Source organism: Shimia sp. (assembly GCF_965227725.1).
Taxonomy (GTDB): Bacteria; Pseudomonadota; Alphaproteobacteria; order Rhodobacterales; family Rhodobacteraceae; genus Shimia.
Genome location: NZ_CBDDGH010000001.1, coordinates 431370 through 447805, shown reverse-complemented (window position 1 = coordinate 447805; position 16436 = coordinate 431370). Strand labels below are relative to the sequence as shown.

11 protein-coding genes are annotated in these 16436 nt (G+C 50.2%); all 11 read left to right on the top strand.

What is annotated here, in order from left to right:
• Window positions 1–27: 27 nt before the first annotated feature.
• The 11 genes from ACO07T_RS02130 to ACO07T_RS02080 all read left to right on the top strand — a co-directional run bounded on the left by ACO07T_RS02130 (window position 28) and on the right by ACO07T_RS02080 (window position 16404).
• Window positions 28–465 carry a hypothetical protein gene (locus ACO07T_RS02130; RefSeq protein WP_422048061.1) on the top strand — a complete coding sequence of 146 codons (438 nt, stop codon included), beginning with the start codon at window positions 28–30 and terminating at the stop codon, window positions 463–465.
• Window positions 458–958, top strand: a complete 501-nt coding sequence (locus tag ACO07T_RS02125; RefSeq protein ID WP_422048060.1) for a hypothetical protein — start codon at window positions 458–460, stop codon at window positions 956–958. The genes ACO07T_RS02130 and ACO07T_RS02125 overlap by 8 nt, the downstream gene beginning before the upstream one ends.
• Window positions 951–2609, top strand: a complete 1659-nt coding sequence (locus ACO07T_RS02120; RefSeq protein WP_422048059.1) for a hypothetical protein — start codon at window positions 951–953, stop codon at window positions 2607–2609. The genes ACO07T_RS02125 and ACO07T_RS02120 overlap by 8 nt, the downstream gene beginning before the upstream one ends.
• Window positions 2610–2618: 9 nt before the next feature.
• Complete coding sequence (locus ACO07T_RS02115) at window positions 2619–6500, top strand: hypothetical protein (RefSeq protein WP_422048058.1); 3882 nt, start codon at window positions 2619–2621, stop codon at window positions 6498–6500.
• A gap of 9 nt (window positions 6501–6509) precedes the next feature.
• Window positions 6510–7508 (top strand): phage tail fiber protein, encoded by a 999-nt coding sequence (locus tag ACO07T_RS02110; RefSeq protein WP_422048057.1) that lies wholly within the window; start codon window positions 6510–6512, stop codon window positions 7506–7508.
• A 1337-nt stretch (window positions 7509–8845) separates the two neighbouring features.
• A complete protein-coding gene (locus ACO07T_RS02105) occupies window positions 8846–9073 on the top strand; it encodes a hypothetical protein (RefSeq protein WP_422048056.1) in 228 nt (75 codons plus the stop codon).
• A complete protein-coding gene (locus ACO07T_RS02100; RefSeq protein ID WP_422048055.1) occupies window positions 9070–9294 on the top strand; it encodes a hypothetical protein in 225 nt (74 codons plus the stop codon). The genes ACO07T_RS02105 and ACO07T_RS02100 overlap by 4 nt, the downstream gene beginning before the upstream one ends.
• Before the next feature lie 95 nt (window positions 9295–9389).
• The gene (gene terL, locus ACO07T_RS02095; RefSeq protein WP_422048054.1) at window positions 9390–11081 is read left to right on the top strand and encodes a phage terminase large subunit; all 1692 of its coding nucleotides are present in this window, start codon (window positions 9390–9392) and stop codon (window positions 11079–11081) included.
• A gap of 1361 nt (window positions 11082–12442) precedes the next feature.
• Window positions 12443–12913 (top strand): hypothetical protein, encoded by a 471-nt coding sequence (locus tag ACO07T_RS02090; protein ID WP_422048053.1) that lies wholly within the window; start codon window positions 12443–12445, stop codon window positions 12911–12913.
• Window positions 12914–14092: 1179 nt separating this feature from the next.
• On the top strand, window positions 14093–14521 hold the full coding sequence (locus ACO07T_RS02085; RefSeq protein WP_422048051.1) for a hypothetical protein: 429 nt from the start codon (window positions 14093–14095) through the stop codon (window positions 14519–14521).
• Between the two features lie 209 nt (window positions 14522–14730).
• The gene (locus tag ACO07T_RS02080) at window positions 14731–16404 is read left to right on the top strand and encodes a hypothetical protein (RefSeq protein WP_422048050.1); all 1674 of its coding nucleotides are present in this window, start codon (window positions 14731–14733) and stop codon (window positions 16402–16404) included.
• Window positions 16405–16436: the final 32 nt, after the last annotated feature.

Sequence of the window (16436 nt, the reverse complement as noted above, 5' to 3'; positions counted from 1 at the left end):
TTGAATAAATACATCCGAGACGTCCGTATGGGCGACTTGGAGTATCTCGCAGTACATCTTAGAGACACAGACAAGGAAGAAGTCCTCGCGTTCAACTCAAGTGTTCTTAAAGCACTTCAGGAGAGTGAGGACGTTTCCTACCATGTGAAGATAATCGACTTTTCGGGAAAACCTGCGGGTATCCTAGGTTTAAGTCGAGCGACAGACACGGCAGATGGTATCTGGCTGCTTGGGACACCTGAGTTGCAAAAGAACTCTCGAGTGTTCCTGAGATACTCCAAAGACATGATCAGAGAATTGTTCAAGGTTTCCGATAAGGACACCTTCTTCAATTACTCCTATTCCAAGAACACAGTCCATCACCGCTGGCTAAAGTGGTGCGGCGCTACCTTTGATCCCAATACGGTTGACGTCAAAGGTCATGAGTTCTTCCCGTTTTATATAGAAAGAGACAGGAATGTGTGACCCTCTCACGATGACCGCAGTAGGTCTTGGGGTAGCTCAATCTGCTGCTCAAGTGGTGGCAGGTAACGATGCTCTAGCCGCACAAGGACGGACAGTTAATCAACAATACAACAGTGAGATCGTTGAAGCTCAATACGATCACCAAAAGAACTCTCAAGGCGCACTTGAGCAAGGCTATGTGGCTGAGATTGAGAAGCGTCAAGCGGTGGGTTCAGCAAAAGTACGTAATGCTGGTTTGGGCATTCGTGGTAGCACTGCCGATGCTATAGTTGCGGAAGAGCTTCAGGTTGGTGACTTCAATGTCGCCTCGGCTCGAGAGGCTCGTCGTTCTGCGGATACGGCTTACACTGTTGGCACTTCTATTTCCCAAGCCAATGCAACCACTCAGATTAACTCCATCAATGATCAAATGGCGGGACCTGCGGAGTCCGTCATCGCAATCGCGGCGGGTGGTTTGGGTGGATACTTACCAATGAGGTCAATCCTTGGCTGAGCAACGTCTTCAACCCCTTCAATCAACTTCTAACCTCAAGGTATCTCGAAATTTCCAAGCTGCGTATGGTGGTAATTCCCGCGCAGCTGTTCTTGCAGAGGTCTTAGGGGTTACTCAAGAAGCCTTCCCGCAACTCGCAAAGGAAGGACAACAGAAAGCCTACGAAGATGGTCTTCAGCAACGCATTCAGGGCGCTAAGCGCGAAGATGTAAAAGCGGATGGACCTTTTGGTTTCTTGTTCACGCAAGGTGCTCAAGATGGCTTCGACTACCAAGACGCTACATTGGCGGCTATCGAGTTCCAGAACGAAGAACTCCTCGATTTTGAGGCGCAGAACTTCAACTCTAGATCTCCTGAGGATTTCCAAGCATGGGTCGCTGGTCGAGAAAAACGTCTAGCAGAAACGCTCAACGGGAAATCTGATGTGTATTCCCGAGTGTTCTCTGAAGCTGCTCTTGAGAACCGGATGCAGATCATGGAGATGCACCAGAAGATCGTCTTGGGAAACCGTGCAGATGATCGTCGCAGATCCGCTGCTGCTGCGGCAAAAGCTGCTACTCTCAGAAAGAAGTCGGCCTTGGATGCTGCTGCGATTGCTGCGTATCAACTGGGTGCAGATGATGATGGTCTAACTTTCGATGACCAAGAGGCCTTCGTTAAGGGCGCTACAGATGCGTTCGGTATTACAACCAGTGAAGCCAAACAACTTCTCGTGGATGAGGCGATCACCCTTGCCAAAGAGACCAACAATGAGGGTTTCTTGGATACGTTCAACCGTCAGTTCTACTCACGTGAACAGTGGGCAGATCTAGTCAAAAACCAAGAGACTGTTCGACAGGAGCGAGTCCGCATTGAGGACGCTGAGTACAAGGCCGCTGATCGTGAAGAGAAGCGTCGAATTAAGCTTGAGACCTCTGAGCTCGCCTCTCAGTTAGATCAAGCTGTTCGTGCTGGTCAAACCCGAGAAGTCATTCAAGACATCGCTAGGAACTCCCCTCTGGCCGCTAGAGACATCGCTAAGTCTAGTGAGATGGCTCGAGTGTACGCAGGTACATACGATGATGAGACATCAACGGTAGAAGCTGCTCAGAACCTAGACCTACTCAAAGAACTTGCTGCTGAAGCTTCGTTCACGGGTGATTGGTCGATCTATGAGAGCTATGCTGATCAATTCCAGTATGTCCCGAGACAACTCAAGTCCTCTCAACTGGCCGAGATTGTCACCATTCGAAAAGCCCATGAAACTGCGGCTAATCCTTTGGTTGATGCTCATATGGAGGAAGTTCTTGGTCAGATCCAAGATGAGTTCCCCCTAAAGAACCCTAAGGCTGGTGACCCGAGTCCACTCGAAACCCTTCAGCAAGATGGTCAGCAATTTTACTCGCAAGAGCAGGTTGACGACATCTCAAGGGCGGCTCGAGGTCTGTACGTTGAATACATCGCTGAGTTGATCAGGAATGACCCTGAGTTGGATGTGAGATCCCTTGATCCACAAACGTCTGCCTTCTGGGCTGAGAAGGCCAAGAACATCGCCGTTTCTCAATTCAACCGAAACAACAGCTACATCCGACCTGACGCAAACACCCTCCCAGATGGGGAAGGGGCTGAAGCGATCAGGGCCAAGAATAGTCGAGACTTCCTAAGACAATAAGAAAGACACATGTCCAATTTTGAAAATCAATTTACCTTTGAAGAGGTCGAAAAGTTCCGTTCGCGTTATCAAGAGGGAGAGGAACCTGTTCTCTTCCACCTGACCCGCGCTGTGGGTGACAAAGAGACTGCTCAAAGCATCCTAGATGGACCGGATGAGGGCATGATCAAACACCTTAAGAAAAACCCTGAGGACGTGGAGTACGATAGTCACTTTGACAATCTCTACGGCCTCGGGGCTGCTAAGTATCATCGAGAGCGTAAGACTGGCGCTGCCAAAGCGTTAGATAATGTAATCGACGTATTTGGAAGGGCTTCTGCTCACGGAGTTACGAATGCTCTAGCTGAACAAGGTGAGTTCATTGCGAACGCTGCAACTACCTTGGATGAAGCGACATTTGGTAATCCTATGGAGGTACTTGAGGCCGAGATCGGTAGAACTCGAGAGTCCCTAGAGAGGCAGCTCCGGTTCCAGAACACAGGTAAAGAACAAATACCTGGTCTAAGGGCTTCTCGTATCGCTCGAACCCAAGATGAGTTGTCGCAACTGGAAGCTCGCTTGGAGAAACTCAGGGGATCACCTGAGGAAGCTGAGGTCTTCAACAACCAGAACTATGTAGATTTTGATGGTTCTGATTGGATTGATGAGTTTGTAGCTGAGCCAAAAACCGCTACTGGACAGGTCGTTGAGGGTATTACCCAGTTCGGAACAGGTTTTGTCCTTCCTGCTGGTGCTTTGAACCGTCTAAGGCTCATCGGACAGGCAGGGGTAAAAGGACGTGCTGCTGCTGGTCTCATTGCTGGTATGTACTCTGACTTCGCTGCTTTCGATCCTGATGATCCAACTCTGGCTCAGATGTTGAATGAAGAGTTCGATATCGACCTCGGTGTGACTACGGACTACTTGACGAAGACAGATGCGGACGGTGAGTACGAGAAGCGTTTCAAGTCCTCTCTGGAAGGTGCTGGTCTTGGTGTCGCTGCTGAAGCTCTTTTCTTGTCGGTAAGGGCAGGTGTCCGCGCTTATAGAAGCCGCAGCACATCTAAAGACGCTCAGAGGGCCATTGCAGAGTCCCTTGGAGGACTTGAGGTCCCTCAGCCGCCCCACAAGCTTGTAACCCCTCAGGAGGCTTCTCAGAAGGTCTCAGAGCAAGTGAAGGTGGGTGATGAAACTCTCAAAATAGACCAACAGGTTGCAGACGTAACCGAAGGTCTAGAGTTTCCCAAAGGTTCAACACCAAGCAATATCCCAGCAAAACAAAAAGCTGTTCGAGATGCTTTTGAGTTTGTCAAAGAGGCTGATGTTGCCTTTGACTCGGAGATCCGAGATTTCACCGATGGTATTCTCAAAGAAGATCCAAACGTAACTACACCTGACGCCAAGCGGACCAATCAATCACGAGCGGATTTCGCTAAGCGCACCGCAAGTAATCTCTTGAGACACTCGAAAGAGGGTACAGAAGAAAACTGGGCAGAGGTGGTTGAGTGGGTGAAGTCTACGCCCTCCGAACATGTCCCTGTTGTGAATGAAGCTATTCGGATTGCAACGGATGCTGCAAAGCGTCGTATGGATAAAATCTTCGATGACTTCGAAGTTGCTCGGGTTTCAGAGAAGATGGACCCTGACAAGGCAGCTGCTATCGAACTTCAACTCGATGACGCAATCATGCGATATCTGAATTTCAGAGCTATTGATCAAGATATTGCCAGCCAAGTAGGTCGCGAACTACAGGCTCGAAAGAGCGCTGTTAACCTTGAGGACGCCCGTGTTTCCCAAGATGCACCTAAGGCCAACTTGAGTGATGCAAAGACCAAACGAGAGATTTCTTCTCGCCCTGCCAGAGGTGATCTGGTCAACGATCTAGCCGAGTACAAACGGTTACGTGCAGAAGGAGCCACTCCGAGTGTCGCTAAGTCCCTTATGGACGCTAAAGCGATTGAGGGAAGGGGTCTAAATCTACGTCCGATCAAAGGACATGAGCCTCCTGAGACACTCTGGCAGAAACTTGAGCAATACCTGATGACTTTCCGGTACAGCGCTATGCTGTCCGGCACAGCAACACATATTGCCAACTTCGCTTCCGGTTCCGCTAATATCTTACGCTATACTACGTCAGAGCTCGCTTACCGCGACACCAGACAGTTTGGTTTGGATCGTACCGCAGGTATGCTTCGCGGTCTTCGTGAGGCGTCACACTACGCACTTCGAGCGGGTGTCGAGTTCAAACCCTTCCTCGCTGAGACAGACAAGTTTGATTATCGAACCCGTATACCGATTGTGGATATCCCTCTTCGGGCAATGATGAGTGCTGACGAGCTTATGCGCCAAATCCAATATCGGGGTGAGGTTACAGCTAAGGCTGCGCGTGAAGGTCGAGCGCTGGGTAAAACTGGGGAAACCCTTAAAACCTACGTTGATGACCAACTTGCGAAATCTCTAGATGACGGTAAGGCCCTTGATCGGATTGCTGAGCGAAACGCGGCTAATGTCGTGGCTCAGAACCGCTTCTCTGCTCAATCTCGATACAGGGGTGAGCGGGTCATGGCTTCGATCCAACACTTCGCAGAGTCCAACTTTGCGACACGGCTGCTCTTCGCGTTCTCCCGAGTATCTCTAGATCTTCTCGATATGGGACAACGAATGACGCCTGGGGTTCGTGCCGTGGTGGGACATGTCCATAGGATCACAGGAGGTAACTCTCAGTTCCTTGACGATCTCCAAGGCCTTAATGGTCAGATTGCGCAGTCTCGAGCTCGTTCCGATGTCTACAGCGGTTATGCTCTTGCGACTGGTGCGATCCTCATGGGGTTGGAAGGCAACATCACTGGTGGTCATTCTTACGACTACAAACAGGCCAACATCCAGCGAGAGGTAGCGCCTGAATACTCGATCCGATTTGGTGATCAGTGGTTCCGGTATGACAAGTTTGAACCCTTCGCGACACCGCTGAAGTACATCGCAGCTATCTCAGACAGTCTTCACAATTATGACGAACTTGTAGCGTCTGGCGTTGATCCTGATGAGTTTGCTGAAGCAACAGCTTTGACTACCTTCATGATGGCGGAAACTGTGGCTTCACAGCCTTACGCTGAGACTATTGAACAGCTGGGAAGTCTTCTGGTTGACGGTGCTCAAGGTGACTCAAAGGCAGTCGAGAGATTTACTGTGAGTTTGGTGGAGAGCTTTGTTCCGAACATCTTGAAGAAGACCAATGAAGCGCTGGAAGGTGACAACGGTGTAACGCTGTATCGTCAACCTTTCGACGCGATCACACGTCACTTCACTTCAGTATTCCCTCAGTTTGAGGGAGACAAAAGACGGAGCCCTCTGACGGGAGACCTAAAGGTCAAGGCAGAAGACAAAATCACTCAAGAGTTCATCCCAATGATGCCAGCGGAGTTTAACACTTCGCCAGGTATGCAAATGTTGGCTAAGGCTAATGAGATCTATGGGTCTGACTACCACTTAACGTCATCCACCCAGCTGACCAATGGTAAGAACACTGACCTTAAACAAGTTCAGTCATCGACAGGTTCTAGATCAGTGTACGATCACTACCTTGAGATCGTCTCTACCTACCGAGCCGAGAGCGGTTCGATCAATGGTCTGGATGTCTCTGGGTTGACCTACAAAGAGGCTTTGGATGCACTTGCGGGTGATCCGAACTTCAAGCGACTGCCTTGGATTAGACAGGGCGCGAACCAAGACCATGTAGCAGGTCAGACTGCTAAGAACGATTGGATCAAAGAAATCAAACGTGAATACGAGTCCCTCGCGAAAGCAGAGCTCGAGAAACGTGACACAGCTTACAGAGAACTCAAGTTCTCCATCGACTTCGAACAAAAGAGAGCCACTCCAAAGGCTGAGATCGAAGCACTAGAAATCAACTAAAGGAAATTAATGGCAAACTCATTTGTGACGTACCCTGATCAAACAGGGACGACCACTGATTATGCTGTTCCGTTTGGTTATCTCGAGAGAGAGCACGTCTTCGCCTATGTGGAGGGTACTTCGGTATCCTTCACTTGGCTTAATGGTGGTCAAATCCGACTAGCTACAGCACCTACAGGTGACTTGACGCTTCGTAGGGTTACACCAGTGGATGCCCGAGAAGTGACCTTCTTTGATGGCTCAACTCATTCCGCCGAGAAGCATAACCGACAGAACGACCAAATCATCTTCATTGCACAAGAGACCCAAGAGCAAGCTGGAGCTGTTATGGGTAATGATGGTGTCGAATGGGACGCTAGAGCCCTTCCAATCGGAAACATACCTGATCCCACCGAAGATGACCACGCGGTCACGAAAGGTTGGGTCCAGAATGCTACGGACTCAAACGTTAAACAGATCGTAGCGATCCGTGATCAACTCTTCGGTCTGACTACCGAAATGGTGCGACTACCTTACGGATCTGACGGTTTCGTTGAGTACAACCCTACAAATGGACGTCTGACCATTTACCTGTCCGAAGGTCCTCAAGGTGACATAGGTCCTCAAGGTCCTACTGGTGATACAGGTCCCGAAGGTCCACAAGGTAAAGAAGGCCCGAGAGGCCCTCAAGGTCCTGTTGGAGCGACTGGTGCTACAGGTGCGGCTGGTCCTCAAGGCGATGAAGGCCCTAGAGGTATCCAAGGGGTTACTGGTCCCCAAGGTATTCCAGGTCCCCAAGGTATCCAAGGTCCAGTAGGTCCTAAGGGTCCAAAAGGTGATCCAGGTGAGGTAGGAGCAAAAGGCCCCTTAGGTGATCAAGGTCCCATGGGGGCGACACCTCTAGGCCTCGCATTTGGACAATTCTCCATTACAACTGAAGGGCATCTTCAGATTGAATATTACGGCAATGCTGACGAAAACGACTTCAGTATTGACGCAAACGGTAATCTAACCGTGTCAACAATTTAAGAGATATATGGCAACATTGAATATCGGTCGGGTTAGTCTCGGCTGGAAGGGCGCATACGACTCTTCGACTAAATACGAGCGTTTGGACGCAGTGTCTTTTAACGGCTCGTCTTACTTGTGTATTCAAGATCCACCTAAAGGTTCTGATCCTACAAACGATGTATACTGGCAAGTCCTCTCGGAGCGTGGAGATGACGGTGTAGATGGAACGCAAGGCCCTCAAGGTGTCCAAGGTCCACAAGGGGTGGAAGGCCCTGAAGGTCCTGTAGGAGCTAAAGGCGACACCGGAGCAACCGGAGCAAAAGGCCCTACGGGTCCTCAAGGTGATGAGGGTCCTATTGGTCCTCAAGGTCCGATTGGTCCAAGAGGCGCTACGGGTCCGACAGGCCCAACAGGTCCAAAAGGTGACAAAGGGACAACGGGTGCCAGAGGCCCTGAAGGTCCTAGAGGTGCGACAGGTCCCAAAGGCTCAACAGGTAGTCGAGGTCCGACAGGCCCCAAAGGCTCAACAGGTAGTCGGGGTCCAACAGGTCCTAAAGGCTCAACAGGTCCTAGAGGCCCTCAAGGGACCGCTGCTTATGCTATCGGCCAAGGCCAATCTTGGGTCACTATGAGCCGCTCTCAGCGAGCCCCTGGAACGACATACCACAACACAACAGGTCGGCCTATTGGGATTTCGATTTCTGGTTCTATCAGGAACGGACACGGCAGCGGACTCTTGGTAGGTCCTACTGCTGGTAACCTGTCTCTCGTAGCGTCCACTGGTCAGACAAGCCACTGGCGACAGAACATGTTCACGATCATCCCCGCAGGTTGGTACTACAGTCTTATTGTACACACTGACTATTTTTATTGGATGGAACTGCGATAATGGAAACAGGTTTTTATCACCCAGATGGAGGATACTGGGAACCAAATGACGTCTTAACTGACGAAATCCTCGACAGCTACCCAGCTGGGACTCAACGTGTCCCTAAGCGTCCTAGCGCTGACCACTCTTGGGATGGTTCTAGATGGATTTACATTCCGAGAGACGAAGCGGTCATGAGGGCAGAATGGCGGGAAGGAGCTACTCTATCCAAGTCAGATTTCTGTTTGGCTATCGCTAAGTTGGGTCTTGTGAGTCCCTCTGAGGCCGTACTGGCTGCTCAAGGTGGGTGGCCTGAAAGCTTCTCCAATGCACTCTCAGACATGCCCCAAGACGCTCAGGTAGCCTCTCAAATTCTCTGGGCTGGCTGTACTGAAGTAAAACGAACCAACCTTCTACTTAGAGAATTACAAGAGTTCGCTAACGTCCCTGATGAGACGCTCGACACGATGTTCGGGTGGACCTGAATATGATGAGCGACAATGAACTACAAAGGAACTTTATGGAAATCCGAGAAGGCTTCAGTCGGCTCGAGGGAAAGCTTGATGCTGTCCTGCCTCGCGTCAAAGAAGACCTTGCGGACCAAGAGCAACGGTTGAGGAAACTTGAGGAGCGTCAGTGGTGGTCGATTGGCTTCGCTGCCGCTGTCTCTGCAATAGTCTCCCTATTGTTGAAGGCAGGTATTTTCCCGACATGAGTCGAGCAACTGAAGAACTACTAGCGTCCCTACATGGGCTGCTCACACAAGAGTTTATCCGCAAGATCTCTTCAGGAGAGGCATCTTCTGCTGATCTATCCGCTGCTGCTAAATTCCTAAAAGACAATGGTATCGACTGTGTTGCCCGTGACAACGAAGGTATACAGTCTTTGGCTGAGGCCATGAGCTTCCCTGTGGACGTCTCTGAACGCTCCCACTGAGCCTAGCTCCCAACACCCCCGATAGAACTTAGAGACTCCCTAGAGGCCCTCCTGTGGGCTCTCTGGGGCTGTCTTGATCAATAGAAACCCCTGAATTGAAAGACCCATTATATTCGTTTGAAAACTTCCTCTATCTTGTTTGGAAACACCTGCGCCTACCTGATCCAACTCCGGTTCAGTATGACATCGCAAGGTTTCTAGAGGACCACTCCAACTCTCGTATCTGTATTGAAGCGTTTCGAGGTGTTGGCAAATCTTGGGTGACCTCTGCGTATGTGCTCTGGGAGCTATACCGAAACCCAGAACTGAAGATCATGGTCGTATCGGCCTCCAAGAACCGAGCCGACAACTTCACAACCTTTACCCTCCAACTTATTAACGACATCCCACAACTTCGGCACCTTATGCCGACCCCGAAACAGCGCCAAAGCCGCGTTGAGTTCGACGTGGGACCCGCCAAACCTGACCAGACCCCATCGGTTTTCTCTAGGGGCATCGACTCTCAGCTTACTGGTGGTCGAGCAGATATCATCGTCTCGGATGACGTCGAAGTTATGAATAACTCGATGACTGTAGAGCGTCGTGATCTTCTGCAAGAGAAACTCAAGGAATACTCGGCTATTCTTAAGCCGTTCAACGAGATGGTTCACAACGAAGGCTTCCAGCCACGTATCGTGTACCTTGGGACACCTCAGACTGAGGACTCCATCTACAACAAACTACCTGAGACGTTTGTCAAACGTATCTGGCCAGCTTTGGTTCCCACCAAAGAAGAGGTCGTAGGATACGGGAATGACCTTGCACCAATGATCCAAGCCCAATTTGCTTCGGAGCAATACGGGGAACCTACGGACCCTGACCGCTTTGATGCAGACGAGCTTATTGACCGTCGAGCAGAGTATGGTGCTGCGGGTTTCCAGCTTCAGTTCATGCTCAATACGAGCCTGAGCGACGAAGAACGATATCCATTGAAGGTGAAGAACCTCGTGGTGGCTGAAGTTCCACCTAAAGAGGCACCTATGGATGTCTATTGGATGCCTAACCCTGATCGACAACTAAAAGACCTCCCAAACCTCGCAATGGGCGGAGACAACTTCTACTCTGCGGCGGGTTTCGCCCCAACATTCTCAAAGTACCAACAGAAGATCCTAGCGATTGACCCTAGTGGTCGTGGTGCTGACGAGACGGGTTATGCTGTCCTGTTCCAACTCAACGGATACATCTGGTGTCCTGAGGCGGGTGGCCTCCAAGGCGGCTATGACGACGCAACTCTAGAGACACTCGCGATGATCGCCAAGAAACATGACGTGGATACTGTGGTTTACGAGAGCAACTTTGGTGATGGTATGTTCGGTAAGCTCCTAGAGCCGATCCTCTTGAAGCACCATAGGTGCGGTATCGAGGAAGTGCGAAATCACCAGATGAAAGAGATGCGTATTATCGACGTCTTGGAACCCGTGATCTCCAATCACCGCCTAATTGTGGCACCTTCGGTTATCCAAGGGGATTACGACAGTGCTCAGAAGTTCGAAGGAGAGATGCGTCGTGTGAAGACACTCGTTTTCCAAATGACACGTATCTGTCGAGAGCGTGGGGCTCTTAGGAAAGACGACAGGATTGACGTTCTTGCCATTGGTGTTGGTTTCTTTGTCGAGGTGATGAACCAAGACGCTGAAAAGAAGGAAGCCAAAGAGAGAAACAATAGACTCCTGAAGGAACTCCTAGCTCACAAGAAGACATCCCTCTCTCAATCATGGAAGAAGAGAAACAGGAAAAAGTGGGTTTAGATCGTCTGATCTGAAAAATCCTACTTAGGAGAGAGGGGGAGAAAAACTCGCCAGTAGGAGGGGATAAGACAAGCATATCCCCTCACTACACAGAGTAAAGTATAACTTAAGTTGAACATGAGCTGATACTTTAAGTGGAAAACTACCATCAATAATCAATAAATAATTATTGAAAGTATAGATTAAAGAAGAACTCTAAGAATACTTAAGTAAGCCAAGAGAAAACTCAAGTTAACTGTATGGGTTGTCTTGTTTGTTGTCGTTATCTGTCTGTCAGACTGTCGGTTCTACTGTCGTTCTGAAGGGGGTGACCAGGGTTTTACTTTAGGTCTCTTGGGTTGCCTTGAGATCACGGCTAAAATATGCAAAAAATCTGTGTAGGTATAACGCTGGGTGCGTGTGTCTCTATCCCCCATGGCCCCCTCAAGCAATCTCACAGCAACTCAAGGCCCCTCACGTCACAACTTATGGCACAACCACAGTCTAACCCATTGAAAACACTAGATAACACACGGATTAACAATCCGAGATATGGCTTAGGTTGGCTTGAGTTGTGCATATGTGCACTTGAGTTGACTTGAGTTGATACTTTTGTGCACTTGTGTGTTCTCCCACATTTTTCCTCAATTATAACCTAGGTTTACCTCAAGCTGACTCACGTCACCTCAAGTCCTATCACAGACAGACCAAAGAACACACACCCACGCGCGTATAGTATAACTACCCGCGTTCTTATACCTACCAAAGGGCGACACACATTCACCGAAAAGAATGTGAAGTTGACCCTCATTTTTCTCTTGGCAAGCCGTGAGACAATCGCTAAGTTCTAATCATCGAAACGACGCAGAGACGCCGCAAGATACCAGACACAAGCCAAGATGGTTGAACATGGTAGCGGAGAGTTAGACGCAAAGGACTCGATAAAATAACAGTTGACAATCACTCCGATAGCGGAGAGAATGTAGAAAGTAACAAGTTAGGGTCACAGGTTGAGCGACCCAAGTTTAACTAAAGCTCACACGCTATTTGAAATTGTTGGTTTGACATGATCACGGCCTACCTAGCGCAAGCGATAATGGTTCTCAGGTGTGAGTGATCTGAAAGTGAGGGTGCCACATCCGGTGTCAATCGTCGCAAGGTAGCTTTGCGCTCCCGATGGATAACACTTTAACGCTGCACTCGTTTGCTTTGTCTTGTTTGCTCTCAATCACATTGTTGGTGGTTGTTACCACTCAAGTACAACTCAAGCGCCCCTCACCTAAAAACTCTAGTGAATACAATAGACACATGTCGGTCTGACTGGCGTGTGTCTCTATGTGTCCACTCACGAACACAACCTCACCAACACAAGGAAACCTATCATGTCTCTCGCAAACGCTCGGGCCAACTTCGCTAAGTCCTACCGCAACTCTGCGTTGGCTCTTATCCAGCTGATTGTTGACCACGTTGATCACGCCAAGAACAACCAACACAACATGAAAGAGCTCAACAGCCTCTATGCAATCATGCAAGGGCGTCGGGATCAGCGTTGCTTCCAGATCATCGTATCTGACCTGTGCTCTGCGACCATGAAAGATGGTATCTTCAAGATGCCTAAGGCGAAACGCGAGTATTACGAACGTGATTACTCGGGGTTCAAGTCCTTCCGTACTCTGGCTGACGCTCTGGATGATGAGGCGGCGGATCAAGAGAAAGACAAGCCTGAGTTTGATGTGCAGAAGTATGCACTCTCGATCCTCAAGAAACTGCAAAAGGAAGGTGTCGCTCTGAGTGAACTCGAGAACACTTTCGGTGCTGCTCAAAAGGAACTCGACGCTAAAGCTGCGTCCTAATCTCTACGATACCGGAAAGACCTATCATGTTTCACCTGATCTACCGTGCCTTTGGTGGCTTGCTCTACGGTGCCGTTATCGCAGCGTTTGTCTTCGCGGCTCTGTTCTCAGCTGTCCTCTACATAAGGGTGTTCTGGGGTATCCCTGTGCCTCCGATAATAAACCTTCTGGCACCTGTGGTGTCTCTTCTGGTGGGGCTGGCTACAGCTCTACCGATAATAGAGGAGGCGCTCTCAACGTACCGTTGGGATCGTCAACGCTCTGTTCGTCTAGAGGGCATTCAATGCTGAGTGGTCTCTATGTGCTCGCAATCTTCATGGTCGTGATGATGGCTTACGACCTCTTTGAACCTCGTGAGGATGATCCTTGCGATGACTGGAAAGGGAAACTCCCCAAATGACTTGGAAACTTGTTGTGTCTTCAACAGGGCAGGAGGCCGCTGAAGGCGAAACCTATCACGATTTCCGTGGTGAACCTCATGTCCTCAAAGGTGGTCGTCCACCGCATAAGTCAGGGTCTTCAGGCTTTGTCTACATTAGCGGAGGTGAGTTTTATCCATCCGTTATTGGACTCGAGTGGGTGCAAGAATGAAACTCTCGGATCTCATTGAGCATCTCAAGTCCCTTCAAGTGGAACACGGGGACCTTCGTCTCGAAACATGGACAACTTGCGAGGCCGTTGGTCCTGACCACTTCGAACTCTGTCCATCTTACCACGGTGAAGACACACGGGTTGTCGCTATCCGTGGAACCTAACACCTTGGAGACCTATCATGGCTGTCCTCACAAAGCATGGCTTCTTCCTTAAGCTCAAGTGGCTACCTGCGACCAACACAAAGCAACGGCGGGTGTCTGTCTCTTGGAGGGGGTGGGCTACCGAAGATCACCGAATGGTCCGTCGAGTGGTGAACCACGACTTCGAGACTGATGAGTCTGGGTATGTCCAGTGGGCTATCGCTCAGTTCCTCGAATGGTTGAATAATGGTGTTTTGTCTGAACGTCAGGCGGCTACCGTTATGACTGCTGACCTCGGGAATGGTGAGACAGGGATCATAGTGTCCACCTCGTATGTCCACGCGACATAATCCCTCCGGTATCGGAAAGATATTCAGTAGAGCGCACGGGTCACTGTGCGTTCCCTCAATCTCTTTCACCTCAATTAACTGGGAGTAATCCTATCATGTCTGGTCTCGTGTTTATCTCAAGTCGGAAACCTAGGGTTCGCTACGGTTTGGAGTATCGAATACTTGTGGCTGGCCTTGCTGCAATTTCAGGTACGCCAATCCATGAAATCAGTGAGACTATGGATCTTCCGGTCAGCACTGTTGTCGCTTGGCGTCACAAGTATTTCCCCTATGTCAAACGTCAGAACGTAAGTGGTCGGCGTGGTGGACTTGTGGTTCCTCTTGTCAACCTCCCAGAGGCTTTCAGGGCGTCTGTAAGGGTCTCTCTTACCAACTCTGAGACGGTACAACTCACGTACCTCGACAACACCCACAAGCTCACTCCCGACGCCGCCAAGGTGATCGTTGATACGGTCGCAGCGGTTAAGCGCGGTGACGTCCCTCTCCTGAATAAATTGCAACCGGCTGTCATAGCGGCTGAATAAGGATTTATCCTATCATGTCTTACTACATCGAGCGGGGTTCGAATGTCCCGCATCTCCCTATCTCCGAAATCACCGCGAACCTCTTGATCTCTCAAGGGGCTGCTCAGTCTTGGACGGGTCAGAAGGGCTGCATGGTTCTCAAGATGACCCCTGAGTTCGCCAGCTGCGTTGAACGTTTGCATTAATTACTACGCTATCGGAGAGAATATATGCCTGATACTCCTATTTCCGTCGATGTCGAGAACTCAGAGTTTGACAGCTTGTTGTCGTTCTACACTTCCGCCTCTGGGCGGATGATCCGGCGTGAGCTTAACCAGTTTGCTCAGCCGATGTATCGCTTGAGTGGCCGCAGTCCCTCCCAAGTCATCCGTGACGTGGAAGATCTTACGATTACTGATGTCGTCACTTCTGCTTTCACCGAAGCCGCCCCTGAGAAACCCAAGGCGGTAACTCCTGAGAAACCCAAGAAGCCCCGTGAGAAAGACTCCGACTTCGACTTCAAGAACATGTCCTCGGATGATTTCATTGAGTGGCTTCAGTTGCGCCAACGTGCTTGGGGCTCGTACATCTACAGCGATATGTCGGGTTTCGCGGCACGGGTGAATGAAGAGTTGCGAAGCGGTGACTACTTCCGTGCCAGTATCGACGCATCATGGCGTCTAGATGACTACCTGCGGTCTCTCCAACTGTCTCCAAGTCCCTCTGACAGCAAACTCGTTCACTACTTTGAGTCTCGCGATGCTTACTACAAGGGCAAGCGTTCAGCGCCAGCTAAGGCTGGTCGTGTAATCAAGCGCCTCTTCCCGATGTTGACTGATGCTCAAATTGAGCGGCTCGTTGATTATTACAAAGAGAACTTTGTCATTGATCTCGAGGGTGTCGAGGTTCAGTCGGGTCAAACTCGCTCCGACTTCAACCGTATCTATGATCTCACTCGTTCTGAGAACCACAATGTTCAAAACTCGAGCGACTTCAAGAAACACCTGGCATACTCGTGCATGCACCACCAAACCGCTGGTGGCATCATCGCTGGTGAGGTGTATGCCTCCGGTGACTTCACGGCCTACTGGATTGAGCAGAACGACAAGCTCATGGCGCGTTGTGTTGTCCGTACCGATTGTGATCCTATCATCGCTGGTCCTGTTTACGGGACCTCTGACGCCGCTGTAGGGGCTCTCAGGTCTCACCTTGAGGGACTTGGGGCGAAGGTTGATGATTACGAAGGTTGGGAAGGTGCTCGCCTCCTTCGGATCGAAGTGGGTGACAGTTGGTTGGGTGTCTATTCGGACATGCGAGCAGCTAAGGCTGATAAGTCTTCTTGCGGCGACTTCTGGATTCTCTGTGATGAAGATGAAGACGCTGATGTGGAGCTCTCTAACACCAACGGTCGTATGGAGCTTCTCAATAGCAGACGTTGTGACTGTTGCGGGGAACGTGAGGACAGAGACGAACTTCGGGAAGCTGTAAATAACTACGACATGCTCTGCGACGATTGCTTTCATGAGCAACACGGGATCTGTGACCACTCCCATGATTATGTAGACCGTGATGAGCTGGAGCGCGTTCTCGTGTCCACCTCGAATGGTCACCCAAGATACGAAGAGTGGGGCTACGTTGCTCGCTGTCACCACGCCAGTTTCTGTAACTACACAAACGAGTACGTGAGCGACGTCATTGTCCTGAGCGACAGTGAAGGTGACTCAGTTTCCCCTCGAGCCTTGGAGGAAGGTTACGTCTCCGAATGCTCAGATGATGGGGAACTCTACCCTTCAACTGAAATGGTTCATCGTGACGGTGAGTTGGTCCACCGCTCAAACATTGATGAAACCACACACTTCTTTGACCAAGCCTCAAACGAATGGAGAGAACGTGAAGCCGCTTGAGCTGATTGACATCCTTGAACACATGCGCCCCT

Bases quoted from the DNA above. Each gene is read 5' to 3' on its own strand.
- ACO07T_RS02130 (WP_422048061.1), top strand. From the start codon at position 28: ATGGGCGACTTGGAGTATCTCGCAGTACATCTTAGAGACACAGACAAG.
- ACO07T_RS02125 (WP_422048060.1), top strand. From the start codon at position 458: ATGTGTGACCCTCTCACGATGACCGCAGTAGGTCTTGGGGTAGCTCAA.
- ACO07T_RS02115 (WP_422048058.1), top strand. From the start codon at position 2,619: ATGTCCAATTTTGAAAATCAATTTACCTTTGAAGAGGTCGAAAAGTTC.
- ACO07T_RS02110 (WP_422048057.1), top strand. From the start codon at position 6,510: ATGGCAAACTCATTTGTGACGTACCCTGATCAAACAGGGACGACCACT.
- ACO07T_RS02105 (WP_422048056.1), top strand. From the start codon at position 8,846: ATGATGAGCGACAATGAACTACAAAGGAACTTTATGGAAATCCGAGAA.
- ACO07T_RS02100 (WP_422048055.1), top strand. From the start codon at position 9,070: ATGAGTCGAGCAACTGAAGAACTACTAGCGTCCCTACATGGGCTGCTC.
- ACO07T_RS02090 (WP_422048053.1), top strand. From the start codon at position 12,443: ATGTCTCTCGCAAACGCTCGGGCCAACTTCGCTAAGTCCTACCGCAAC.
- ACO07T_RS02085 (WP_422048051.1), top strand. From the start codon at position 14,093: ATGTCTGGTCTCGTGTTTATCTCAAGTCGGAAACCTAGGGTTCGCTAC.
- ACO07T_RS02080 (WP_422048050.1), top strand. From the start codon at position 14,731: ATGCCTGATACTCCTATTTCCGTCGATGTCGAGAACTCAGAGTTTGAC.